This window comes from Larkinella insperata, assembly GCF_026248825.1.
In the GTDB taxonomy this organism is placed as follows: Bacteria; Bacteroidota; Bacteroidia; order Cytophagales; family Spirosomataceae; genus Larkinella; species Larkinella insperata.
Map to the genome: position 1 here is coordinate 4105862 of NZ_CP110973.1, position 23526 is coordinate 4129387.

Annotated in this window: 24 protein-coding genes; 14 read left to right on the plus strand and 10 right to left on the minus strand. The window is 52.0% G+C overall.

Translation table 11 applies throughout. The features are described 5' to 3' along the window. Window positions 1-120 precede the first annotated feature (120 nt). From OQ371_RS16505 to OQ371_RS16520, 4 genes are all read right to left on the minus strand, one after another. Complete coding sequence (locus OQ371_RS16505; RefSeq protein ID WP_265989261.1) at window positions 121-357, minus strand: helix-turn-helix domain-containing protein; 237 nt, start codon at window positions 355-357, stop codon at window positions 121-123. 65 nt (window positions 358-422) lie between these two features. Next, window positions 423-833 (minus strand): GreA/GreB family elongation factor, encoded by a 411-nt coding sequence (locus OQ371_RS16510; protein ID WP_265989263.1) that lies wholly within the window; start codon window positions 831-833, stop codon window positions 423-425. Window positions 834-971: 138 nt separating this feature from the next. Next, window positions 972-1652 (minus strand): MCP four helix bundle domain-containing protein, encoded by a 681-nt coding sequence (locus OQ371_RS16515; protein ID WP_265989265.1) that lies wholly within the window; start codon window positions 1650-1652, stop codon window positions 972-974. Window positions 1653-2023: 371 nt separating this feature from the next. After that, window positions 2024-2341 (minus strand): hypothetical protein, encoded by a 318-nt coding sequence (locus OQ371_RS16520; protein ID WP_265989267.1) that lies wholly within the window; start codon window positions 2339-2341, stop codon window positions 2024-2026. Window positions 2342-2473: 132 nt separating this feature from the next. Between OQ371_RS16520 and OQ371_RS16525 the strand changes: the two genes are divergently transcribed. After that, window positions 2474-3451 carry a hypothetical protein gene (locus OQ371_RS16525; protein WP_265989269.1) on the plus strand — a complete coding sequence of 326 codons (978 nt, stop codon included), beginning with the start codon at window positions 2474-2476 and terminating at the stop codon, window positions 3449-3451. A 141-nt stretch (window positions 3452-3592) separates the two neighbouring features. Continuing rightward, entirely contained in the window at window positions 3593-4567 is a 975-nt protein-coding gene (gene pfkA / locus OQ371_RS16530) for a 6-phosphofructokinase (RefSeq protein ID WP_265994328.1), read from the plus strand. Between the two features lie 119 nt (window positions 4568-4686). Here the strand turns inward: pfkA and OQ371_RS16535 are convergent, their stop codons facing one another. After that, window positions 4687-5346: an HPP family protein gene (locus OQ371_RS16535; RefSeq protein ID WP_265989270.1), complete on the minus strand. Its 660-nt coding sequence runs from the start codon at window positions 5344-5346 to the stop codon at window positions 4687-4689. 395 nt (window positions 5347-5741) lie between these two features. Here OQ371_RS16535 and OQ371_RS16540 point away from each other — a divergent pair, with 395 nt between their 5' ends. Then, complete coding sequence (locus OQ371_RS16540) at window positions 5742-6077, plus strand: translation initiation factor (RefSeq protein WP_265989271.1); 336 nt, start codon at window positions 5742-5744, stop codon at window positions 6075-6077. Between the two features lie 76 nt (window positions 6078-6153). Here the strand turns inward: OQ371_RS16540 and OQ371_RS16545 are convergent, their stop codons facing one another. After that, window positions 6154-7644 (minus strand): peptide MFS transporter, encoded by a 1491-nt coding sequence (locus OQ371_RS16545; RefSeq protein WP_265989272.1) that lies wholly within the window; start codon window positions 7642-7644, stop codon window positions 6154-6156. Window positions 7645-7865: 221 nt separating this feature from the next. Between OQ371_RS16545 and pckA the strand changes: the two genes are divergently transcribed. After that, window positions 7866-9443, plus strand: coding sequence for a phosphoenolpyruvate carboxykinase (ATP) (gene pckA, locus OQ371_RS16550; RefSeq protein WP_265989273.1), 1578 nt, complete (start codon window positions 7866-7868; stop codon window positions 9441-9443). A gap of 131 nt (window positions 9444-9574) precedes the next feature. Further along, on the plus strand, window positions 9575-10216 hold the full coding sequence (locus OQ371_RS16555; RefSeq protein WP_265989274.1) for a peptidoglycan DD-metalloendopeptidase family protein: 642 nt from the start codon (window positions 9575-9577) through the stop codon (window positions 10214-10216). Here the strand turns inward: OQ371_RS16555 and OQ371_RS16560 are convergent. Beyond that, window positions 10213-10800, minus strand: coding sequence for a hypothetical protein (locus tag OQ371_RS16560; protein ID WP_265989275.1), 588 nt, complete (start codon window positions 10798-10800; stop codon window positions 10213-10215). The two genes, OQ371_RS16555 and OQ371_RS16560, sit on opposite strands and share 4 nt — an antisense overlap. A 103-nt stretch (window positions 10801-10903) precedes the next feature. On the opposite strand from OQ371_RS16560, the gene OQ371_RS16565 reads away from it, so the two are divergent. Then, window positions 10904-11626, plus strand: a complete 723-nt coding sequence (locus OQ371_RS16565) for an SIMPL domain-containing protein (protein WP_265989276.1) — start codon at window positions 10904-10906, stop codon at window positions 11624-11626. 16 nt (window positions 11627-11642) lie between these two features. On the opposite strand, the gene OQ371_RS16570 is transcribed toward OQ371_RS16565, so the two are convergent. Then, window positions 11643-13880, minus strand: coding sequence for a T9SS type B sorting domain-containing protein (locus OQ371_RS16570; protein WP_265989278.1), 2238 nt, complete (start codon window positions 13878-13880; stop codon window positions 11643-11645). A 553-nt stretch (window positions 13881-14433) separates the two neighbouring features. On the opposite strand from OQ371_RS16570, the gene OQ371_RS16575 reads away from it, so the two are divergent. Next, the gene (locus tag OQ371_RS16575; protein WP_265989279.1) at window positions 14434-14838 is read left to right on the plus strand and encodes a VanZ family protein; all 405 of its coding nucleotides are present in this window, start codon (window positions 14434-14436) and stop codon (window positions 14836-14838) included. 172 nt (window positions 14839-15010) lie between these two features. On the opposite strand, the gene OQ371_RS16580 is transcribed toward OQ371_RS16575, so the two are convergent. After that, a complete protein-coding gene (locus OQ371_RS16580) occupies window positions 15011-15208 on the minus strand; it encodes a hypothetical protein (RefSeq protein ID WP_265989280.1) in 198 nt (65 codons plus the stop codon). A gap of 134 nt (window positions 15209-15342) precedes the next feature. On the opposite strand from OQ371_RS16580, the gene OQ371_RS16585 reads away from it, so the two are divergent. Both OQ371_RS16585 and OQ371_RS16590 read left to right on the plus strand, forming a co-directional pair. Beyond that, window positions 15343-15561: a hypothetical protein gene (locus OQ371_RS16585; protein WP_265989281.1), complete on the plus strand. Its 219-nt coding sequence runs from the start codon at window positions 15343-15345 to the stop codon at window positions 15559-15561. Window positions 15562-15813: 252 nt separating this feature from the next. Beyond that, entirely contained in the window at window positions 15814-17226 is a 1413-nt protein-coding gene (locus tag OQ371_RS16590) for a hypothetical protein (RefSeq protein WP_265989283.1), read from the plus strand. Between the two features lie 120 nt (window positions 17227-17346). On the opposite strand, the gene mdh is transcribed toward OQ371_RS16590, so the two are convergent. Continuing rightward, window positions 17347-18282: a malate dehydrogenase gene (gene mdh, locus OQ371_RS16595; RefSeq protein WP_265989285.1), complete on the minus strand. Its 936-nt coding sequence runs from the start codon at window positions 18280-18282 to the stop codon at window positions 17347-17349. 271 nt (window positions 18283-18553) lie between these two features. On the opposite strand from mdh, the gene OQ371_RS16600 reads away from it, so the two are divergent. From OQ371_RS16600 to ruvA, 5 genes are all read left to right on the plus strand, one after another. Beyond that, a complete protein-coding gene (locus OQ371_RS16600; RefSeq protein ID WP_265989287.1) occupies window positions 18554-18958 on the plus strand; it encodes a YkvA family protein in 405 nt (134 codons plus the stop codon). Window positions 18959-19043: 85 nt separating this feature from the next. Further along, entirely contained in the window at window positions 19044-19253 is a 210-nt protein-coding gene (locus OQ371_RS16605; protein WP_265989288.1) for a Sec-independent protein translocase subunit TatA/TatB, read from the plus strand. A 153-nt stretch (window positions 19254-19406) separates the two neighbouring features. Then, window positions 19407-20846: an Asp-tRNA(Asn)/Glu-tRNA(Gln) amidotransferase subunit GatA gene (gene gatA, locus OQ371_RS16610; protein WP_265989290.1), complete on the plus strand. Its 1440-nt coding sequence runs from the start codon at window positions 19407-19409 to the stop codon at window positions 20844-20846. Window positions 20847-21079: 233 nt separating this feature from the next. Next, on the plus strand, window positions 21080-22654 hold the full coding sequence (locus OQ371_RS16615) for a lytic transglycosylase domain-containing protein (RefSeq protein ID WP_265989291.1): 1575 nt from the start codon (window positions 21080-21082) through the stop codon (window positions 22652-22654). A 209-nt stretch (window positions 22655-22863) separates the two neighbouring features. Then, window positions 22864-23457, plus strand: a complete 594-nt coding sequence (ruvA, locus tag OQ371_RS16620) for a Holliday junction branch migration protein RuvA (protein WP_265989292.1) — start codon at window positions 22864-22866, stop codon at window positions 23455-23457. Window positions 23458-23526: the final 69 nt, after the last annotated feature.

Sequence of the window (23526 nt, forward strand, 5' to 3'; positions counted from 1 at the left end):
TATTTAGTATCAAAAGCCGCTGATCGACTAACGACCAGCAAGCGGTCGTTGACGAGCGGGCTGCCAGAAACTGCTACCTGAAAGCGGTATTTTGGGCCGGTTTTGCTACGGCTACTAGCCTTAAGTCTGAAAGCCTACCAGCAAATCCAACTCCAGAACCTGAGCGATTTTTGACAGCACTTCGATGGTGACCTGTTGTCCATTATTTTCATATTTGTTGACAGTCGGCGCTGATATGCCAAGCTTTTGAGCAAGTTCTTTCTGGGTAAGATCAGCCTTCAAGCGGCTCTCCCGGATGAGGTGCCCGATCTGCTGGAGGCTTGTTTCCTGGTCAGTGGCTTTGACCAGAACACACATTGAATGGACCATATAAGCTTTTGATAAACTGATCTTTCCAGAAATCGTGTCTCCCGATACGGCCGTTACAGGGTGTAATCGCCGGCGGCTTCGGGCTGATATACAATCTGATCTATTTTGATTTTAACCGTTCGGCTGGAAATGGGCAGGGTCACAATATCATGCTGTTTACACCCTAACAAGGCGGTTGCCAGGGGGGCAAATATGGAAATCTGGTTTTGATGAATGTTTACCTGTTCGGGATACACCAGCCGCAGTTCCAGGCTTTTGTTGTTTTCCAGATAGCTAATGCGCACCTGAGAGTTCATCGTCACCACATTCGCCGGAATTTCGGTGGGCTCAAGCAAGGTAGCCCGTTCTACACCCCGGGCCAGGTTCATGAGTTGATTTCGGGAAACAGAAGGGTCGGACTGGGCCTGAACGATCCGTTGCTTCAGGCGTTGATAATCCAGTTTACTGATGATTAAATTTTGCATAGTGTGAAAAGTTAAGCAGGAGTGGGGGCGTTGAAATACCGGACGACTGCCAAAAAAGCCAGCGGTAGTTGCTGTGCGTCATCGTCCTAGGTATCCGGTTGCACCCCGGCTTTTTCGGGAAAGCCGCCTGATTGGGTACTAATTAAGATGAAATGATGCCGGTCCCTGATCGGGCCGTTTTGCGTTGTGAATCAGCGACAGAATGATCAGGGCAATGATGATGGTAACGGCAACCTGTAGGGTTGAATTGGAATAAAAATGATTGGCCTCGCTGTGCGATCGTTTCAGGGTCTGCTGGCCAACGGTTGCCTGAATCTGCGCCAGTTCGTGCAGGGAATGGATTCCCTGCCGAAATAGAGACGCCCCCTGCTGATTGAACAACTCCAGGGCTGTCTGGTGCTGACCCGCCTGCTGAAGCCCTACCACAGTATGCTCCAATTGAGCATACCGGCTCAGGCTGGTTTTGAAAGACTGCAAATGCTTTACTTCGTCTTTGACCAGTACGGTCTTCTCAAATTCGCGAAGAATCCGCTTCATGGTGTCGTCACGCTGTTTTAACTGGGCATGCAAAAGCCGTACTGAGGGTTGTTGCGCGCCTAGATACGTGTCGAGCAGATGACGCTTGGTATGCAGGTTTTCACTCAGGTAAAGTACTTCAATGGCGGGTTGCAGGCGGTCCTGATAGACCGTTTTCATGGCCTGGTCCATATCCTTGACACTGTTTCGCATGCTGATAGAGGTGAGCACAATCACCACCAGCACGGGCAGGAACAACAAGACGGCTTTTAATTTTTGCTGGGTTAACGTAGATCGGTTCATGGTTTGATACTAGTAGGGCCGCCGTACCGACGGTATGTTCAAGGTAAGAGTTTAGGGCAGGGCGGTCAGTGGCCCTGCCCGGATGCCGCCCAATTTTTGCGTTCAAATGGACTTTCATGAATCTGATTCATCACCAGAAGCCCCGGTGATCAGACTACGAGCCCCACCGCTTCTGATGACGGCACCAGCGTAACAACTCAAGCCGCTCGGCGGGGGAAAGAAGCGCCAGCAGCTTACCCAACTCTTTTCGGAATAATCGGCGGTCAAAACCGACCTTTTTGAGGACCAGTTGACTATATTCTAACCAAGACATAAAGGTGTAGCGATAAAGGTTTTGAAACGATTTTCAAACCGGGCCTTTTCCGAGCGAGTCAGGCGGAAAAATCAGCTTCCTCACACAGAACGGGCCTTTGACAAAAGATTGCGTAATCCAGCGGACTCAAATGCACTTGTAAGTAATCTTTCAGGGAATAGCCCCGCCTTTCCAGCCAGTTTTGCCGAAAAGCATTGGCCGCCCGACACACCTGAAAGCCGAGCTTCCGGTAAAAAGCCTGCTCCTCTGGAGAAAGCTCTTGCAACCACTCCTGATACTCTCGAACCGTCGGCTCAAACGCCCCGGGAGCTGATAAATAATAGTGACAGATCACTCGCCCGATCCGACGGTAACAGTTCCGAAGTTCCTTGTCCATATCATCATCCGTTTAGTTTGAGAAGTCAATACCCAAAACAGCGCGTTAATTTTATGCTTTCCTGAATTTTGTTGGAATTCAAATTTTACAATTGTAAATTTACACTTGCAAAATATAAAAAGCAACTGAACGATGACCTATATTAGTGCTCAACCCCGCTTGACGGATTCCTGGGATGATATTTGTTTTCCGGTGGAATCGGTCTGGCTGGCTGACCTGTTACCTACCTACGATATTGTCGCCACCGATCGTCAGCAATTGATTGTGGGAAACATGGCCGGGGGGCGCAATACGATCTTTGGTATTCAAAGTGCCGATTATTCGGTTGTTCCCAATTCCGTTATCCGTCAGGTGGTTGACGAGTTGATTCCGAACTATAAGCTGCTGATCCAGCACACGCCAACCGGGGAGTTCAGTATCAATATTGTGCTGCCGGAAGTCTTTCGAATTGGAAAGGAATCCCTGCAACGGAGTTTGATTTTAACCAACAGTTACAACGGCAAAACGCCCTTCTCGCTTCAGGGGCAATCGTTTATTACCCTGCTGCATCCCGACTCCGCTCTGCGTAGCAGCATGTATCGGGGCGTATGTCAGAACGGTCTTTTAGGGTGGGCCGACCACTTTGAAGATGCCGCGGCTTACCAGAACTGGTTGGAGGAGTGGTCGGCTGCCAGCCCCAAAACCCGTGTGCCCAAAAACCGGCCGGTCGGCGGGCGGGCGGGTCGGCCAAGTCCGGGTATCCGAACGATTCACCACAGCGAACTGACCATCGACGTTTTTCGGCAACACCTGCGGGATTTGTTGATTGATCATCTCAAGCCGGAACTGACGCTTACCTCCGAAATCTACTCGCAGTTGCAACAGAGCGAAATGCGTCCGCGCGACGAGGGTCTGCTGAAGGAGTTACCGGTACCGGCTCAACTGGCTAAACAGGCGCGCGAACGTCTCCGGACGGAGGAACAACTGCTGAATGTCAGCCCTTCCTACTGGCTGTTGTACAACGCGGTCAACTATGCTCTTTTTACCAGCCGCAGCAGCCTGACCCTCAACGACCGATACCGGCTCGATGAGCAGGTCTTCCACCAGTTGGCGGCCCGTTCTTTCGCTTGACGGCTGATCGGTGAGTCGGGAAATCCACAAGCCTCAAGCTCGGTACATTCGGTTAAGCTATCCGCTCAACAACCCGTTTCGTTACGGTATTGATGGTCGGGGCAGCGGCCATTAACTTTTCTCAACATGAATCCATTCAGGATGAACCGGGTCGCAATCCTAACTTCCGGTAGCGATGCGCCCGGCATGAATGCCTGCATCCGGGCGGTAGTTCGGGGCGCCATTCACCACGGTATTGAAGTTGTTGGCATCCGCCGGGGGTACGGCGGGTTGATTCGGGGCGATATTTTCCCCATGACGTCGCACTCGGTCAGTAATATTATTCAACGGGGCGGTACCATTCTTAAATCCGCTCACTGCCCGGAGTTCATGACGGTTGAAGGCCGTCAAAAAGCTTACGAGCACCTGGTGAGTAATAACGTTGACGGCCTGGTCGTCATTGGCGGAAACGGAACGTTCGAAGGGGCTCTGCATTTCCATGACGAATTCCGGTTTCCGATTGTGGGCATCCCCGGCACCATCGACAATGATTTATTCGGAACCGATTATACCATTGGCTACGATACCGCCGTAAATACCGCGCTGAAAGCCATTGACCGAATCCGGGACACGGCCGATTCGCACGAACGGATTTTCCTGATTGAAGTGATGGGGCGCGATTCGGGCTACATTGCCGTTCAGTCCGGCATTGCCGGGGGCGCCGAGATGGTGATGGTGCCGGAAGTGTTGCTTTCGGCATCGGACCTGGTTGATGCCCTGAAAAAGGGATGGAACCGCTCCAAATCGTCGTCCATTATCATTGTGGCCGAGGGTGAAACAAAGGGCACTGCCGCGGCTCTGGCTGACCAGATTCGGGAGCAGGTCGACTGTCAGATCGATATGCGGGTAACGACTCTGGGCCATATTCAACGCGGAGGAGTACCCAGCGCCTACGACCGGACGCTGGCCAGCCGGTTAGGTCTGGGGGCACTGGAAGGCTTGCTGGAGGAAAGGACAAATGTCATGGTGGGAGTCATCAACAATCAACTGGTTTACACCCCGCTTCATGAAGCGGTTGGACGCCCAAAACCGATCCGAAATGAGTTGCTGCGGATGGTTACTATTCTGAGCGTTTAGGGCCGGGCATCTGGCCAAAGGACTCACCCAGAATTACAATTCCCACCCGGAAAACACCGCCTGCGCTCCTACTACCCACAGAGAAGAAGCGGATTGCAATCGACTCACTAGCCGCCCGTCTATTCGTTGAGTTCGCAGGATATGGACGCCGGGGCATTCGACGAGTCAGTTGTTGCTTTTGCCAGCTGCCCAGCCGTGCGTTTTTTCCGTTTGGTTACCTTACGACCCGGAATTATCGCCAGGGAATACGACCGGTTGGGCGGAATGTTGTTGACGATCAGGGCAATAACCAACAGGATCATCACGCCGGTCAGCACCGGGGATAGGGTGTACCAGAAGCCTAAACTTTTTATTTTTTCGGACCCAATGTTGGCAATAAGAGCCGTTGCGCCCGCCGGTGGATGCATGGTTTTGGTGATTTGCATACAGACAATCGAAAGCGAAACGGCCAGAGCAGAAGAGAGCCAGAGGTAATCCGGGAACAGTTTATAAACCGCCACCCCAATGATGGACCCCAGCAAGTGCCCGCCCACCAAATTTCGGGGTTGGGCAAGTGGGCTGTGGGTTGAACCGAAAATCAGGACGCAGGAAGCGCCAAAAGAACCAATAAGAAAAACATCATCCTGCTGCGTAAAACGCGATTGTTGCAATAAACCGATCAACGCGATGGCAATGAAAGCCCCCAGAAAAGTCCAGAAGTGGTCGGCTGGCTCCAGAATGGTTTGGCGGTAAATAACATAGCGGGCGATGCGGTAACGTCGTTTGATTCTTTGTTTCACAAGCAGACTTATAATTGGGCTGAACCGAATCAGCGAAAGCGAAGCATTAAAAGAGCTCAGAAAAGCCGTACCGGGACATGACCCAGCCCGTTGCCAGTCTCCCTTTCTGGCCGCAAAATTACGGAGACTAATTGGGAAAGTAGAAACAAAATGGGTTATTTGTTTCCAGTTTTTCGTCAGAAAAGCCTTTTTTTTGTTACTACGATAATTGTAGTTGATGGTATCCACTCAAAAAAGCAAATCGGCGGCTTCCTGCTTACGCCAGCGAAACCACCTCACAGCGTGGCCGGGTCGGATGCGTTTCTTTTACCAAATGGTGGTATTGGATAGATGATTTACAAGGAAGGAGCGTAATTTTGCTGATGCAGTAACATTCTGACTAGAGCGAAACCGTTATGAGCAAGAAAAACCGTACGGGGATTGTCTACTCGACGAATCCCGACTATCAATACCAAGACGATACTGATTCGGTAGCGGAAACGCTGCCACCCCAGCAGCAAAGTCTGAAAATCTGGCTTGATCGAAAAGGAGGGGGCAAAATTGTGACGGCCATCCGGGACTTTGTGGGCACGGAAGCCGATCTGACCGACCTCGCCAAACAACTGAAAGCCGCCTGTGGCTCCGGTGGTGCGGCCAAAGACGGAGAAATCCTGATCCAGGGCGACCACCGCGACAAAGTCCTGGTCTGGCTGACAAGCAAAGGCTACAGAGGCAAAAAAGCAGGAGGCTAAAGGAGTTAAGAATGAAGAGTTAGGAGTTAAGAGTAGGTTGACGCGCCCAACTAACTCTTCATTTTTAACTCTCCACTCATTTCACCCCCCCCAGCCAGTTTTTCAAGGGCCGTGAGAACAGCAGGATGAGCAGGGCAAAACCGAAGCTGAAGTAGACGACGCTCATAAACATGTCGGGCATTTGCTGGACGTTTTCTTCGTCGAAGCCGCCCGCAAACAAGCCCGCGATGAGGTTGCCCAGCGACGTTCCCACAAACCAGATGCCCATCAATTGACTCATGTATTGCTTAGGAGCCAGTTTGGTGAACGAACTCAGTCCGACCGGACTCAGACATAACTCACCCAACGTGTGAAATAAGTACGTAAACGTCAGGAAGATGGGGGTAGTGAGCTGGCCGGTCAGGGCGATTTTAGAAGCCACCACCATCACCAGATACCCCAGACCCAACAGCAGCAGCGCCACCGCAAATTTCAGGTGCGGAGCCGGGTTCTGGTTGCGATTGCCCAGGAAGATCCATAGGCTCGCCAGTACGGGCGAAAAGATCAGGATAAAAGCCGGGTTGAAATTCTGAAACCAGCTTGACGGCATCTGCCAGCCAAAAAAGGTCAGGTCGGTGTAACGGTCGGCGAAAATCTGGAGCGAGGAGCCCTGTTGCTCAAAACCGGCCCAGAAAATGGCCGATGCCAGAAAGAAGACAAACAGCACGCCAACCCGCTTTTTCTCCACGACCGTCAAGCCGCCCGCCAGCAGAATAAACAGGAAATAGCCTACGGCGGTCAGCGTAATGATCACGCCCGCTCCCTTGGCCAGCCCCTGCGCCGTCGTCAGGTCGAGAACACCGGTAAATTGCAGAACGAGCAGGACGCCCACCAAACCGATCAGGAAAAACAGACTACGGCTTTGGCTGCCTTTCTCGGTGTTTCCCTCCACTTTCGTCGGCACGTTGCCGTAGGCGCTCAGGTACTTTTGCCCGAAAAACCGGAAGACAATCAGGCCCAGCAACATCCCGACCGCGGCCGCGCCGAAACCGTAGTGCCAGCCCACCTTCTGGCCCAGGTAACCGACAATTGTGATGCCCAGGAACGAGCCCATGTTGATGCCCATGTAAAAAATGGAAAAAGCCGCATCGCGCCGGGCACCGCCTTCGGGATACAGCTCGCCAACGATGGAGCTGATGTTGGGTTTGAGCAGGCCCGTGCCGATAGCAACGGTGGCCAGTCCCAGGTAAAAGAGGGTGCTGCCGCCCGGAATGGCCAGTAGGATGTGGCCCAGCATAATAATAATTCCACCGTACCAGATGGATTTTCGCTGCCCCAGCTTGTTGTCGGCAATCCAGCCGCCGGGCAACGAGAGCAGGTAGGCCGAAGCGGTGTATAAGCCGTAAATGGCCGCTCCCTCCGCTTCGCTCAGCCCCATACCGCCCCGGACTTTGTCGATAAGAAACAGGAGCAGAATGGCCCGCATCCCGTAGTAGCTAAACCGCTCCCACATCTCCGTAAAGAACAGAACGTATAAACCGGTTGGGTGCTTATTGGAAGTGACTGGAGGTGAAACCGTTGCTTGCATTGTACTGAATATGTTGATGATTCTATAAAGTAGAAATTCTTCGTTTCTAACGATAGAAAGACATTAAAGATATACGTTGAACGGGAATCTCCCAAAAGTTGATCGGGTTACGGTGAAATCGGCCAATTAAATTCGGGAACGGTATCGTAGAAAGAAGGGCGGATTTAATCAATTTCCGGCGAAACGAGTTTCATAAGATACCATCAACCCTGCACCAGCGTATGACAACCCAACAGACCCTGCCGAAAACGGAAATGGTATCGAATGCCGCTGAACGCTTCGACAACCTGAGCCCGGCTGAACTGATCGAACACGCTGTTCGGAACGGAGAAGGCCAGTTAGCCGAAAATGGGGCTCTGGCGTGCGATACCGGGGAGTTTACGGGCCGCAGTCCGGAAGACCGTTATATCGTCAAGGATGAAATAACCGCCGATGCGGTTTGGTGGGGCACTATCAACATCCCATTCGACACCGACAAATTCGATTCACTGCACCGGAAAATGCTCGATTTTCTGGCCGGTAAACGGATTTACACCCGCTATGCCTACGCCGGTGCCCATCCGGACTACCGGCTGAAGCTGGAGGTGATTAATACGCTGGCGTGGCACAACCTGTTCTGTCACAACCTTTTCTTACGTCCGAAACCGGAAGAACTGAACGGCTTTAAACCGGATTTTACCATCCTCTGCGTGCCGGAGTTCAAGGCCAATCCGGCGGAAGACGGAACCCGCAACGAAAACTTTGCGATCCTGAATCTAAGCCGGAATATGATCCTGATCGGCGGCACCGCTTACGCGGGTGAGATGAAAAAAGGCATCTTTTCGGTGTTGAACTTCAAACTGCCGACCGAGCGCGCAACGCTTTCCATGCACGCGTCGGCCAACAAAGGCCAGAAAGAGGATACGGCGCTTTTCTTCGGCTTGTCAGGAACCGGTAAAACAACGCTTTCGGCGGACCCCCAGCGGCAATTGATCGGCGACGACGAACACGGCTGGGCCGAAGAAGGAGTCTTTAACTTTGAGGGCGGCTGTTACGCCAAAGTCATTGATTTGTCGGCCGAAAACGAACCGCAGATTTACCGCGCGGTGCGGTTCGGGGCCGTGCTGGAAAACACGAAATTTCAGGAGGGCAGTCGCGCCATTGATTACACCGACAGGTCGAAAACCGAGAACACGCGGGTCGCTTATCCTATCCATTTCATTGAAAACGCGCTGGAACCGTCGGTGGGCGGTATTCCGGAAAACATTTTTTTTCTAACGGCCGATGCATTCGGGGTGCTGCCACCGATTTCCAAACTGACCCCCGGGCAGGCCATGTACCACTTTATTTCGGGCTATACGGCCAAAGTGGCGGGTACGGAAGTGGGCGTCACGGAACCGCAAACTACCTTTTCGGCTTGTTTTGGAGCGGCTTTTCTGCCCCTGCACCCCACCCGATACGCCGAGATGCTGGGCGAAAAAATGGCAAAACACCAGACCAACGTCTGGCTCATCAATACGGGCTGGAACGGCACCCAAAAGCGGATTGACCTCAAGCACACCCGCGCCGTGATTTCGGCGGCTTTGAACGGAGATCTGGCAAAGGTGGATTACCAAAACCATGCGTTTTTCGGAGTATCGGTGCCGCAGTCGTGCCCGGAGGTGCCAAACGAAGTACTGAATCCGGAGAAAAGCTGGAAAAACCAGGGAGAATATGATAAGCAAGCAAAGCGGCTGGCGGAATTATTCCGGGAGAACTTCAGGAAGTACGAGGAATTTGCCAACGACGAAATCCGGGCGGGCGGACCGGTAAAAGCCTGATAGTGGATCAGGAGCCTGATCGGGGTTGAGTGCCCGGGCACTAGCCTGATGGCGTAGGAGCGGTGGTGGAGATTAGGCAGGATTCGATACATTGCAGCGCATTCTTTAAAATCCGCGTTCAGCCATTATTCATGATTCTTCCTTTTGACTTTCAAAAAGACCCTTTTCTGATTCTGGATTTCACCGAAAAAAATCCGGAGCTGACCGACCTCGACCTGACCAACACAGCGGTATTTTCTGACTACGTGTTTGGAAAAATCCGGCAGGCGGGGGCCGTCGTTGGGGTGGGGGGCTACGGCGAGCACCGGGTCATTTACCGGCGGAGTCCGCACTTTAACCAGATGGAAGAATCGCGCTGCATTCATCTGGGCATCGACCTCTGGGCCGCAGCCGGAACCCTCGTTTTTGCACCGCTGAACGGTATCGTTCACAGCTTTCAGGACAATAACAACTTTGGCGATTACGGCCCGACGATTCTGCTCGAACACGTCTGGAACGACAAGCCGCTGTATTCGCTGTACGGTCATCTCAGCCGCTCATCGCTGGCGGGGTTGCAGGTCGGCATGGCCGTCAGCGCCGGGCAGAGAATTGCCGAACTCGGGCCGTTTCCCGAAAACGGTGACTGGCCTCCGCACCTGCATTTCCAACTGATGACCGATTTATTGGGTCGTCAGGGTGACTTCCCCGGTGTCTGTACGCTGAGCGAACGTGAACGGTATCTGGCCATCTGCCCGAATCCGAACCGGCTGCTGAACATACCCGGCCTGGGCTAGTTCTTTTCGGTAATTGAAATCGTGATGGCGTGAGGGGCCACCTCGTCACCGCCAAAATACGGGTAAAGCCGGTAACGTTTGTTACTCTTGACGGTTGTGCATCCCCGGGCGATAACGGTTTCTTTACCCTGAAAAGTGAAAACGTAATTGCCCCCAACGATGCTGATTTGGTAATCGTTGGGCTGATTCAGGGCTACCGTGCCGAGTTCTTCCGTGATGCGTTCCCCGTTGCGGTAGCAGTAGGCGTGAATGTGCACCGCGTTATCCCGCCAGTTCCACCCAAAGCGGGCGCTGGCTGTGTTGTGCTGAGCCCCGCAGTCGGAAAAGCCGTAAAGCTTGTTGATGTCGTACTGATTTTCGGCAGTTTTGCTGGTGTAAATCGCTGAGTTGTCGAACGTGACGCTGAACGACAGCGTGGTTTTGGCGGTGTACGACAGCTTGCTTTTGTCGGAGGAATGTTCCCCGGCTTTAATCCGGTAAACTTTGGTGGCCGGTGAGGTAGGGTCTGCGGGAATACCGGGAGGCACTCCGCAGCCAAACAGTCCGATAAGGCCGATAACGACCAACTGAGAAGTAAGGCGCATGACAAAACGGACTCGGTGAGTCTTTGAGTACAACGGATACGGTGGTTTTAATTAAAAAAATAATACTTCAAGAACGGCAAACAACTAGTAATCTTTTATATCCATGCGTAAACTTTCTTTTGTAGTAATCAGTCTTTTGGGCTTTTTTTCGGCGACGGCCCAGGTCGCTCAGACCCCCGATTTGCCCATTAACCGAATTGTGGTGCTGGGCGATGCCGAACTCGAATTACCCGCCGATCAGGTACGCGTTGCCGTTAGCTTGCAATATTCAGACCCTACCGACGCCAAAAAGGCTTATAACGCGCATCAGGCTGCGGAAAAGCAGTTGGTAAAGTTATTAAAAGACTTCCAGATCAACGAGAAAGATATTCGGTATACCCTGCTGCAGGTGCAAAAAAACCAGAACGATATTTACGCAACCGGCGAACGGCGGCAGGAAATCGTCACGATGCAGCAGGTTATTTTCGAGCTGAACAAACCAGAGCGGTATCCCGCCCTGCAACTGGCGCTGATTAACGCCAATTTTCCGCGCTTTCAGGCTACTTATCGCTCGACCAAAGAAGAACAAAGCAAAAACCTGGTGTTGGAAAAAGCCGTCGAAGCCGCTCGTGAAAAGGCCGTTCTGTTAGCCAAAGCATCGGGCCGGACGTTGGGATCGGTGTTGAGCGTACGGGACACAGAAGAAACCGACCCCGTTTTGCAAAAAAGATACAGCATGGATGCGTTGAATGAAGTGGTGAGGGTTGGGTACGGAAGTAATTTGCTCGACATTCCGCAAACCATCCGAATTCCGGCGCAGGTGAAGGTGACGTTTGAACTGAAGTAATGGCTTCAGCCAAAGTTTAACGGACCAGCACGAGCTGCCCTTTTCGGGTATGGGCCTGAAGCTGGTTATGGGCATCGGGAAGGGAGGTTTCCAACTTCCAGAGATAAATACCCGCCGGACAGGCCTGCCCCTGGTAAGTGCCGTCCCAGGAGCCATCGCTCATCCTGAAAACGACTTCGCCCCATCGGTTAAATACCGTCAGAATAACAGCCGCCGGAAACCGCCCCTTGATTTCAAATACGTCATTGATTCCGTCGCCATTCGGGCTGAAGGCATCCGGAACCACCAGAACCGGGGCACAAAACTCCTGAACGGTGACGGAATCCGTTTGGCTGCATTGCTGATCGTTGGTCACCCGAATCCGGTAGATACCGGCCTGCTGAACCTCGACCGACCGGGCCGAACCGATGAGTCCGCCGGACGCCGACAACCATTCATAAACAACAGGACCACTGTCGCCCGCATCCAGCGTTAGCCCGCCGTTGGGGGAGGTGGCAAAGCAGACCGTGTAGTTTTTTGTCGGCAGGTTGATAACGGGCCGGGCTTTAACGGCAACGCGGGCTGTGGCTGGCCGACTGACGCAGCCCGTTGCCGCCGTTTGCGTCACAAAATAAGTCCACTCGCCGGGCTGGGTGGTCGTCAGATTCGGTTTGAAATCGTTTCCGGCGCCGACCGGGGTTTGCAGGGTTGAGTCGCTGTACCACCGGAGGTTGGCACCCGCTGCGGATAAAGTAGGCACCGACTCCCCGGCGCAGATGGCAACGTCGCCGGTGGCTGGCGCTGGCGAGTCGGGAGCCAGGTCGACCGTTACGGTGTCACTTCTGGAACACGAACCCGTTGTAGCGGTAACAATGTAGGCCGTCCTTGACGCCGGTTTAGCCACGGGAGCTTTGCTGCCGGGGTTATCCAGGCCGGTTGCGGGAGTCCACGAAAAGGAAGCGGCATTGCTGGTGGTCAGCAGTTTAACGGATTGACCCCGGCAGATGGCGGTATCGGAAAGGGTTTGCAGGGTGATGTCATTCGTCGATTCGACCGTCACGGGCAGGCTCGCCTGGCAGCCGTTGGCGTCTTTTACGTAAACCGTGTACGCTTTGGGGGAAACGTTGAAGGTATTGGCACTTTGGTAGCGGACGGAGTCCAGGGAGTACTGGTAGGGAGCCACGCCGTTCGTGGCCGTAATGGTAATGCTGCCGTCACTGGCTGCGGAGCAATTGCCTTTCTGCGTGGTGGCCGACAGCGCCAAATTGCCGATTACCACCGGCTTGGTTTTGGTGATGGGTTTGCCGCAGACAGTGCTGGTGATGTTCAGGGTGATGTTTTTAGAGCCTACCGTATTCCACTGCACCACGTAAGGCCCCAAACCGGACCCGGAGAGTACCGTACCGCCGTCCCAGTTCCACTGAAAAGCATAATTCGATTCCGGCGTCAGCGGGTCGCCCGCGTAGCGGACGGTTACCGGCTGATTGGAGCAACTGGGGTTAGGGCTGATGGAAAAATCAACAACCGGATTTTGATTGGCAATGGTGCAGATGTCCTTGTAAACGGCATCGACGGTCGATTGCGATGAGTATTGATTGGTAAATGACAAATAGGCAAAATTAGCTTCTCCCGATTCGCAACTGACGGCCCGATCATCCCGGTAAATGTAAATGGGCGTTCCGGTTTTTCCGACGTACCGGCCGGCCGTATCGTTGTAGGAAATGAAAAGTGTGTTGTTGACGTAAACATCGATTACGCCCGTCTGCCCGTTGCGGGTAAAGGTCAGCAAATAATAGGTCGAATTGTTGAAGTAGGGACAGGCCCCGACAATGCCGCTGGGGTAGAAGTCGAGGCAACGGTCGCCGGAACCCGACGTATTTTTAAAGTAAATCCCACTATCGGAAGCACCGTTCGAGAAGTCGATAATCCGGGCCCAGGTGGCGCTGCCCCAGTTGGTCGTTTTTACGTAAATATGAACGGTGTAGGTGTCCGTTATAGTGCCTTCGGTATTGGGATATTTCAATCCCCAGTGCAGGTTGGTGTGATAAACCGTTCTCCGGAGGCCGCAGTAGGGCAAGGTGTCGGAAACAAAACCACCGGGTGCTGCCGACGCCGGACAGTTGCCGAGTGCTTTCTCCGGCGTCAGATCGGGGCCACATTCGGGAGGTGGAACAGACAGCGTATTGTAAAACCGGTACGAGTGCCGGGCCATCTGAGCCTTGGAAAGCGCGGAAAAAAGACAAAAGCACAACAACAAGAAAAGTCGCGGTTTCATAGCAACAGAATGTAACCCATTGATTGTCTGGGTCCGGTTTGGACAGATTTTTAGAAGCGTCGAAACTAGAAAATAAAAAGGATGTGATCGGCTAACTAATGATGGAGCGGTTGTGATAATTAATCATACGGTAATAAGGATGCGTCAACAGGGGCTATCTTTTTCCGGTTTGTGCCCCAGAAGAGTGTTGATCAATACCGCTGCTTTCGCCGGACAGAATTGCATTTTTTGTATGTTTAGAAGTTAAACTGCCTACCCGGTCCGTTTCTTTTTTGCTTCCTGTTTTTTGTTTGATTCGTACCAGCTCAGACGCCGGGCCGGGGAGGAATCGCTACCTGGTCGGGTGGCTTTAGCCGGGTGAGAGAGGGGGAAGCTGGCCGAACAACGGATTCGGTAAGTAAAAAATAAACAGACGGTTCTGTACGCGGTTTGGCACACCGTTCGCTGCAAATAATGCAGGGCGAACCGGCTTGCGAATGGGAAAGCGAGCTGTTCCTTAAACGATGCAGCTTATTGAAGAGTTAAACACTGATATGATCAATAGTACTAACCTATGCGTCTGATTTTTATTTTGACCGTCTTGGGCATTGCTCTGGTTTTCTATTTGAGTTGGGTGCCAGATCCGCACATGAGATTTGTGTGGTTTTTGCCTAAATGGATTGCTCACTGGGCGGATATCAAACAAAACGAAGACCTGCGCACGGCGGTGCCGTTTGTATTTCTGGGTTTTCTGGTCGGAACCTGGTTATCCCGGTCGCAGCATCCGTGGTCGTGGTGGGTACTTTCTATTCTGGGACTTACCGTGGTGGCCGCCGTGGCTGAAGCCGGTCAACTGCTCTTACCCCGGCGTCATTTCAGTTGGGCCGATATCCTCTGGGGCGCTGCTGGTTCGAGCTTGGGACTCTTTGTTGCGCTCGTGTTTATGCTTATTAACCGTCAGTTAAAAGTACGGTATTAACACGAGATAGTATTATTATAGGATTGTTTGTAACTGTTATAATTTGTCTGGTAACACGGCATTGATTTTGCTTTTTTTAAGTTAATCTACTTTGGTGTAGAGAGGACAGAGAAACGAACTTACAACCCGGCTACGTAGGCCGGGCTTTGTTTTTATTGAGTACATACACACATCACTCAAACAGCCCGGCAGCATCTGCCGGGTTTGTCTTTTTATTGCACTTCTCGTTGGTGATGTAGTCTCTTATTGGAATGGTCTGGTTGCAGGACCGCCGTTCGTTCCCTGAAGCGGTACGAAGAGCAACGCTGAGGGCCAGACCAAAAAACATGATTTTTGTCAGTTTTGCCCAAAAAAGGCTGATAATTGTCACCAGAGGCCGTTTTTGGGTAACGTTGGCATTAGCCTTGCACAATTCTTTATACCCATCCGTAGGAGTGAAGTGACCCAAAAGTTGACTAAAATTGAACCGTTAACATGTTTGAATCAATCCGCTCTTACTTACGTTTGAGCAAACTCTCCAAAGCACTGCACGAAGCCCAGCAAAATCAGTATGATAACCAGACCGAAGCTATGTCTGCCTGTAATCGAAAGATTCGCAAAACGGGTAAGGATCACTCGGTCGTCAAACATCAGCAGGAATCGCTTTTCTGGGTGGTTTCTACCTCAATGGCCCGGTTGCTGAGTGAAGAAGGGCATGTGCTGCTGGAACCTTACCGAAAATAGTGCTGAACACAATTGACTGATCAAAACGAGTCATTGATCGGAATTTAACCGGAATTTGAAGATAGGACAGAGATAAACCAAACACCCCGGCTTAGCTTAAGCCGGGGTGTTTTTTTGCCTTCTTGGGCATATTGATAAACCAAATAGCCACCTTTGCGCCACAAAAGCAGAACAACAACGGGCTTAAACCGGGTAAATCGTGACTTCTTTTTTCTCTTGTCTATGCTCAATTACCTTTTTTGACCCTCCATTATGAGAAAAGTACTTGCTATCCTTGGCTTACTAAGTAATACGCTGGCTTTTGCGCAGCAATCCACCGACTCCCTGACCGCTACGGCGTCTCCCACACCGACTTCTGCCGCCGAGAAAAACGAATTAAAATACAACCTGAATGCGTCCGGATCTCATTTCTTCAAGGCCACTTTCCTGAACCAGACCTGGCTGCGGTACAACCAGAGCAATCCCGGAACGACCGTGGTGGGAGACCCCAAAGAAAATACCTTCGACATTGGCCTGCGCCGGACCCGGATTCAGATGTACGGGCAGATCAACGATCACGTGGTGTTGTACCTCCAGTTTGGGTTAAACAACTTCAATTTTCAGAACGGCTTTCCAGCCTTCAATACCGCCGGAACACCTTCAAACCGCAAGATTCAGGCTTTTTTTCACGATGCCGTGGGCGAATACCTGGTGTGGAAAAACAAAGATTATCTTAAAATCGGGGCCGGGCTTACCATCGTAAACGGTTTATCCCGGTTTAGTCAGCCGAGCGTCAGTTCCATCATGACGATGGATGTTCCGGTATTTGCGCAGGCGACGGTCGATCAGACGGATGAATTTTCGCGTAAACTGAGCGTGTACGCGCGCGGTCAGGTGGGGCCGATCGACTACCGATTTGCCGTTAGTGATCCATTTCCGGTACAGACGAGCGGCTCGGTTCCTCCGGCTCTGGGGCCCAACGCCAATTTTGCCCTCAAGGGGCATCACAAGCAGTTTCAGGGCATGGTGCTCTACCAGTTTTTCGACAAAGAGTCAAACCAGACGCCGGGGTACATGACCGGTACGTACCTGGGCAAAAAGAAAATCTTCAACCTGGAAGCCGGTTTCATCTCGCAGAAAAACGCGGTCTGGTACACGGGCGAAACGGCAACGGATACGGTTTACCAGAACCTGAATCTGTGGTCAGTGGCGGCCTTTCTGGATGTGCCGGTCAACCGTGCCACGGGGTCAGCCTTCAGTGCTTACGCCGGGTATTTCAACCTGGACTACGGTAAAAATTACCTGCGTTACAACGGCATCATGAACCCGGCGACGGGAACGATGCAGAGTGTAGGTGGCTTGGGGGGAACGCAGGGAAACGCCTTTCCGATGTTTGGAACGGGGAGCGTAATTTACTCGCAGGTGGGGTATCTGTTCCGGCAGGATCTGCTGGGTACAGCTGGTACGCTGATGCCGTACGCGCAGGCTCAAATCGGCAACTACGACCGGATAAACGGCAGCATGGGCGTGTACAACATGGGCCTGAACTGGCTGATCAAAGGCCACAACTCGAAATTGACGCTTGATTACCAGAGCCGTCCGTATTACCAAGCCCAACCTTCCGGACAACTTGACTCGCAGGGCCGTCGCGGACAGGTGGTGCTGCAATACCAGGTATTTATCTGATAACTGAAAAGAGACGAAAGAGTAAAGACGTGAGCCAAAAGACGAACGATCGGCGGTCTTTCTGCTCACCTTCTTACTCTTTCGTTTCTACTCCCTTGTCTTTACTCTTTGGTCTCTTTATTATAATTCCAGCGTTTTCAGAACATCGTTCATGTTCCGAACGGCATCGGCTGATTTATTGAAAGCCGCTTTTTCGTCGTCGTTCAGTTCAAAATTAACGATTTTTTCCCAGCCGTTGCGACCGATCACAACCGGCACACCCAGGCAGATGTCCGACTGGCCGTACTCGCCCTCCAGGTACACGCAGCAGGGGAACACGCGTTTCTGATCACGAACAATGCTTTCGACCAGAATGGCACCGGCCGCTCCCGGAGCATACCAGGCCGACGTACCAATCAGTTTCGTCAGCGTCGCCCCGCCCACCATCGTATCGGCGGCTACTTTTTGCAGCGTTTCGGCATCCAGAAACTGGCTTACCGGTACGCCCGAGTAGGTAGCGAGCCGCGTCAGCGGGATCATAGTCGTGTCGCCGTGGCCGCCGATCACCGTACCCTGCAGGTCGTTGGGCGAGCAGTCCAGCGCCAGCGACAGGTAAGTTTTAAACCGGGCGGAATCCAGAATACCGCCCATCCCGATGATGCGGTTTTTCGGCAATCCGGATGATTTCAGAGCCAAGTACGTCATGGTGTCCATCGGATTGGAAATAATGACGAAAATGGCATCCGGAGAGTATTTCAAAATGTTTTCGGTAACTCCTTTAACGATGTTGGCGTTGGTACCGATCAGTTCTTCGCGGGTCATTCCCGGCTTGCGCGGAAGTCCCGAAGTGATCACGACAACATCCGAATTGGCCGTTAATTCGTACTTATTGGAAGAACCGGTAATTTTAACGTCGCAGTCTAACAAAGTAGACGCCTGAAGCATGTCCAGACCTTTGCCTTCGCTCAGCCCCTCTTTGATGTCAAGGAGTACAACCTCCTCGGCTAACTCACGTCGGGCGATGTTATCGGCACAGGTCGCACCAACGGCCCCGGCACCTACTACGGTGATTTTCATAGAGTTAATGGTTTTAAGTTTTTGTTTGGGTGCATCCTCGAAGAGGAACGGCGATTTTGTAGGATGTCCGCCCGGCGGCAGGGAATGCATTGCTGGCCACCGATTTGAACGGTACAAAAATAGAAGAGCCAATGAACACTCATACCGTGGAATAGGCTTTTTTTTGAGAAATAAGACTTTTGCGGTAAAAAATGTGTTATAGGGGTGTCCAGATAGTTAGGACCTATCCAACGTTGTATTTATGGCAAACCGTCGATTATTAACGGCAATTTTGAGTTCTATTTTTTTTCGTCGTTCCACCAAAAAGGCCACCCGTTACGCGCGTAGTGGCAAAAGTTTACTGGAACTGGTGCAACGGGTTGCGGAGAAATCCCGGGTGTTGGGCGTCGGTGCGAGTTACTCAGCCGCCAAGGATCACATCAATGTGGTCGTGCGCATGATTCGGGCTTACGCGAAAGGGGAGTACCGGGCCATTTCCGGAAAAACGCTGCTCCGGATGGTCGCCGTGCTGGTGTATTTTGTTTCACCGCTTGACTTCCTGCCGGATGTGCTGCCGGTGATCGGGCTGACCGACGATATTGCCCTGCTGCTGTGGCTGGTTAGTTCACTGGCGGATGATATTGAGCGGTTCAAAGAATGGGAGCGGACCCACGCGTCGGCGATTAAAATTGGGTGAAAACCTTTTTTTGGTAGCACATTAAATCGTAATATTCGTTACATTTGTATAGAGTTTCTGCATACACTCAATAATTCATACTATCATGGCATTACTCACAATTTATGCATTCCTAGGCTCACTTGGTGGAACCGAACTTCTTCTGATTGGTCTGGTGATTCTTTTGTTCTTCGGTGCAAAACGAATTCCAGAACTGATGAAAGGACTGGGTAAAGGTATCCGCGAATTCAAAGACGCAACCAAAGACGTTCGCGAGAACATTGAAGAAGGACTTCGCGATACGAACACAAAATAAGAACTAATAGGAGTGCAAAGGAGTGGACAATAGCTAGTTGTCACGACCTTCTAGTCTATTATTCTCTCATTTGGTTATTCAGTATTTATGGACAACAGCTCGGCCTGCAGGGTCGTTCTGTTGTCTCTTTTTTTCTGCCAGCTGTACCTGATTATGCCCGTAAAACCGTACGAATCCCTTTCCGAAATTCAGCGCGATCTGGCCGCCGGATCGATTACCTGCCGCCAATTAGTTGAACAATACCTCCAACGGATTGACGAACACCGTCATTTGAACGCTTTCGTAGCCGTGTACGCCGATGAAGCCCGCCAGCGTGCCGACGAGGTAGATGCCAAACTGCAAGCCGGAACCGCCGGACGACTGGCCGGCATGGTGCTCGGAATCAAGGACGTACTTTGTTACAACGGACACGGTGTACAGGCCGGGAGTCGGATTCTGGACGGATTTAAGGCGCAATTTACCGCCACCGCCGTACAGCGGGTGATCGACGAGGATGTTATCATTATTGGGCGGCAGAACTGCGACGAATTTGCGATGGGCTCCTCCAACGAAAACTCGGCATTTGGGCCGGTTCGGAATGCAACGGACACCAGCCGGGTGCCGGGCGGGTCGTCGGGTGGTTCGGCAGTGGCGGTTCAGGCCGGTTTGTGCCTGGCGTCGCTGGGGTCAGATACGGGCGGGTCGGTGCGCCAGCCTTCGGCTTTCTGCGGCACGGTGGGCCTAAAACCAACTTACTCCCGGGTTTCGCGCTGGGGACTGATCGCTTACGCGTCGTCCTTCGATTGCATCGGCCCGATCACCCACACCGTCGAAGATGCGGCTTTGCTGCTCGAAATCATTGCCGGACCTGACGAGTTTGACAGCACCGTCAGCCAGAAACCAACCCCTCCATACAGCCAGGAACTAAGTCTGAACCGTAAACTACGGATTGGTTACCTGCGCGACGGCGTAGAAAGTGAAGGGGTGGATCCGGTAATCCGGCAGAAAACGCAGGAAATGCTTGCCTACCTGCGCGAACAGGGACATACCGTTGAGCCGGTGGATTTTCCGTTGTTAAAACACATTCTGCCCACGTATTACATTCTCACGACCGCCGAAGCCAGCTCCAATCTTTCGCGGTTCGACGGCGTTCGGTACGGTTTTCGCAGCCCCGAGGCCACCGATCTGGAGTCGCTTTACAAAAAATCCCGTACCGACGGCTTCGGCGATGAGGTGCGTCGTCGGATCATCCTGGGAACGTTTGCGCTCAGTTCCAGCTATTACGACGCTTATTATACCAAAGCGCAGCAGGTGCGCCGTCTGATCAAAGACGAAACCGACGCCCTGTTTGCCCAGTATGATCTGGTTGCGTCCCCCGTGACGCCCACTACGGCTTTCCGAATTGGGGAGAAAACCAGTGATCCGCTGCAGATGTACCTGGCTGATATCTTTACTGTTCAGGCGAATGTGGTGGGGTGTCCGGCCATTTCTATTCCAAACGGGACGGATGAAACCGGCCTGCCAATCGGATTTCAGTTAATGGCGGCTCCTTTTCAGGAAGCCAACCTGCTGGCCGCGGCCCAGGCGCTCACGCAACGGGTTGAAGCTGAGTAAGCGACTATTCTTTTTCAATTTCGTTCGGAAGGCTCCGCAATAAAGACACCGCAATTAGAGTTATTCTAATGGCTCACGGATAGAATTCGTTCTACAAACAGGGACGATTAGATAGTTTTGTTGTCATTTTTGCGATAAAGTTTGATGGCAACTGATTTTTGTCCTATTTTTAGCCGCCACACCGTCCATTCCTCTGAAAAGACTCAACTAAAATGTAACCCAAAAACCTGCTCATGTCGAACCTGAAGAAGACCCTTCACGGCCTCCGATTGGCTTGTACAATCTTTACCCTAATCAGTATTGGCCCCCGCAGTTGGGCCGCTTGTTTCCAGGCTGACACCAACGGTGTCAGCGCCGACACGCTCCAGGAAGCGATTGAAGTGCTCGACGTGCCGGAAGTTTTATCGGTCCCCGAAACTGTTTTACGCGCTCGGCTGGCCAAACTGGAACAGACCATCCCCCTGAACTATAACAAGACCGTTCACGGTTTTATCGATTATTTTACCTTCCGCAAACCTAGCTACACCAAAAAGGTGATGGAGCGGATTCCCATGTTTTTTCCGCTTTACGAGCGGGTACTGGCGCAGCACGAAATTCCCGAAGAGCTGAAATACCTGTCGATCGTCGAATCGTCGCTGGACCCCAAAGCCGTTTCGCGCGTCGGAGCGGGCGGGTTGTGGCAGTTCATGCCGTACACCGGTGAAGAATATCATCTGTATCAGGACGAGTACGTGGATGAGCGGATGGATCCCGTTAAATCGACGGATGCCGCCTGCCGGTATTTAAAACGACTTTACAATGTTTTTGGCGACTGGCACCTCGCTCTGGCCGCTTACAACAGCGGACCGGGAACGGTCAAACGGGCCATGCGCCGGTCTGGGGGGGATTCGTTCTGGACCATTTATGACTACCTGCCTAAAGAAACCCGGGCGTATGTGCCGCAGTTTATCGCATTGACGTACATGATGAATTTCGCCAACGACCACGGTATTTACGCCGAACAGCCAGAATATCCGATCCCCTGCGATACAATTCACGTCAACGGTTACCTGTCGATCGAGCGGTTCTGCCAGTACAGTGGGGTTCCGCTGAACGAGATTCAGAAAATGAATCCGTCGATCATGACCGGTGTCTTGTCGGATCAGACCCGCAATTTCGTACTTCGCGTACCCCGGGCGCATTTTGATCACTTTGCCGCTAACCGTCGCTCCATCCTCGATTCAGCCGGTCGGCTGCCTTCGGTAGCGACGAATATGCTGCTGGCGTCGACGGAAAGTATCAATTACGGATCCGAATCGGGGAAGAAACGTGATTATTTTCCATTCACGGACGCCAATGAAGAGCAGGCCCGCGAGTCGGAGCCGGTGGTAGCCGCCAACGCGATTGCCCCGCAGCAGGACGTCGAGGAGGTGGTGCGCCGGAGACCCAAAAAGTCCGTTCACGTAGTGAAGCGCGGTGATGGCTTGATAAGCATTGCCGATAAATACGGGGTTGAAGTGTATGACCTGAAAAAGTGGAACCGCCTGCGTTCCAATACGATTCAGCGCGGCCAGAAGCTGGTGATCCTGCGTGAACCGGCCATTCCCGAAACCTCCACCCGCATGGCAAGTTCGGGCAAAAGTCGCAGCAAAGCGGAAAGTGCGAAAAGCAGCAAAGCCTATAAACCGAAATACCACCGAGTACAGGAGGGCGATACCCTCTGGAATATTTCCCAGCGGTACAGTGATCTGACGGTTGAAGAACTCAAAAAAATCAACAAAATAAAAGGCAATTCGCTGAAACTTGGTCAACGTTTAATTGTAGGTTAAACCAAACTTTCAGCTTCAAAATAAAACCGTATTTCCGCAAAAGAAGTACGGTTTTTTCTTGCAAATGAATGGCTATTACAAGGGGAATTGTAGCGTGGGAGATACCGTATTTATCCCGAAATAAGCACCCGGAAGGCCTTATTAGTCAATCTTTATTTGTATATTTGTCTGTTTAAGACCCGTTTATAAATGGGTCGATAAAACCTTCTATGATTGCTTACATTACGGGTAAAGTTACCCATAAAGATCCAACGCTGACGATTCTGGAAGCGAACGGAATAGGGTACGAAATTCACGTTTCTCTCTATACTTCGACGGCCTTACCGAAGCTCGGCGAATCGTTTAAACTGCACACGTATCAGCACATTCGCGAAGACGCTAACATCCTGTACGGGTTCGGTAATCTCGACGAAAAAAGCCTCTTCATGGATTTGATCAGCGTGTCTGGTATTGGTCCCAATACGGCCCTCACCATGTTGTCAACGTTGTCGCCTACGGAACTCCGTCAGGCCATTCTAATGGAGAATATCAAAGCCATTCAGAGCATCAAAGGCATCGGCGGTAAAACGGCCCAGCGGGTTATCCTGGAGTTGCGCGACAAAATGAAGAAAGCGGGCATCATGGCACAGGCTGATGGGCCGACCTATCGGATGTCTGCTAATCCCGTCCGGGACGAAGCGCTGGCTGCCCTTGTGACCCTCGGCATTCCGAAGCCTGTTGCTGAAAAAAGTCTTGAAACTATTCTAAAAAGGGAGGGGGAAGATCTTAGCGTAGAGCAACTTATCCGGCTGGCCTTGAAGTAGTTGAAAATTAAAAGTTAAAAACTGAAAGTTAGAAAAAACGTGTCAACTCACATTTAACTTTTAACTCTT

Excerpts from the sequence above, each read along its gene's own strand:
- OQ371_RS16505 (WP_265989261.1), bottom strand. The coding sequence starts at position 357 with ATGTGTGTTCTGGTCAAAGCCACTGACCAGGAAACAAGCCTCCAGCAG.
- OQ371_RS16510 (WP_265989263.1), bottom strand. The coding sequence starts at position 833 with ATGCAAAATTTAATCATCAGTAAACTGGATTATCAACGCCTGAAGCAA.
- OQ371_RS16515 (WP_265989265.1), bottom strand. The coding sequence starts at position 1,652 with ATGAACCGATCTACGTTAACCCAGCAAAAATTAAAAGCCGTCTTGTTG.
- OQ371_RS16520 (WP_265989267.1), bottom strand. The coding sequence starts at position 2,341 with ATGGACAAGGAACTTCGGAACTGTTACCGTCGGATCGGGCGAGTGATC.
- OQ371_RS16525 (WP_265989269.1), top strand. The coding sequence starts at position 2,474 with ATGACCTATATTAGTGCTCAACCCCGCTTGACGGATTCCTGGGATGAT.
- pfkA (WP_265994328.1), top strand. The coding sequence starts at position 3,593 with ATGAACCGGGTCGCAATCCTAACTTCCGGTAGCGATGCGCCCGGCATG.
- OQ371_RS16540 (WP_265989271.1), top strand. The coding sequence starts at position 5,742 with ATGAGCAAGAAAAACCGTACGGGGATTGTCTACTCGACGAATCCCGAC.
- OQ371_RS16545 (WP_265989272.1), bottom strand. The coding sequence starts at position 7,644 with ATGCAAGCAACGGTTTCACCTCCAGTCACTTCCAATAAGCACCCAACC.
- pckA (WP_265989273.1), top strand. The coding sequence starts at position 7,866 with ATGACAACCCAACAGACCCTGCCGAAAACGGAAATGGTATCGAATGCC.
- OQ371_RS16555 (WP_265989274.1), top strand. The coding sequence starts at position 9,575 with ATGATTCTTCCTTTTGACTTTCAAAAAGACCCTTTTCTGATTCTGGAT.
- OQ371_RS16560 (WP_265989275.1), bottom strand. The coding sequence starts at position 10,800 with ATGCGCCTTACTTCTCAGTTGGTCGTTATCGGCCTTATCGGACTGTTT.
- OQ371_RS16565 (WP_265989276.1), top strand. The coding sequence starts at position 10,904 with ATGCGTAAACTTTCTTTTGTAGTAATCAGTCTTTTGGGCTTTTTTTCG.
- OQ371_RS16570 (WP_265989278.1), bottom strand. The coding sequence starts at position 13,880 with ATGAAACCGCGACTTTTCTTGTTGTTGTGCTTTTGTCTTTTTTCCGCG.
- OQ371_RS16575 (WP_265989279.1), top strand. The coding sequence starts at position 14,434 with ATGCGTCTGATTTTTATTTTGACCGTCTTGGGCATTGCTCTGGTTTTC.
- OQ371_RS16590 (WP_265989283.1), top strand. The coding sequence starts at position 15,814 with ATGAGAAAAGTACTTGCTATCCTTGGCTTACTAAGTAATACGCTGGCT.
- mdh (WP_265989285.1), bottom strand. The coding sequence starts at position 18,282 with ATGAAAATCACCGTAGTAGGTGCCGGGGCCGTTGGTGCGACCTGTGCC.
- OQ371_RS16605 (WP_265989288.1), top strand. The coding sequence starts at position 19,044 with ATGGCATTACTCACAATTTATGCATTCCTAGGCTCACTTGGTGGAACC.
- gatA (WP_265989290.1), top strand. The coding sequence starts at position 19,407 with ATGCCCGTAAAACCGTACGAATCCCTTTCCGAAATTCAGCGCGATCTG.
- OQ371_RS16615 (WP_265989291.1), top strand. The coding sequence starts at position 21,080 with ATGTCGAACCTGAAGAAGACCCTTCACGGCCTCCGATTGGCTTGTACA.
- ruvA (WP_265989292.1), top strand. The coding sequence starts at position 22,864 with ATGATTGCTTACATTACGGGTAAAGTTACCCATAAAGATCCAACGCTG.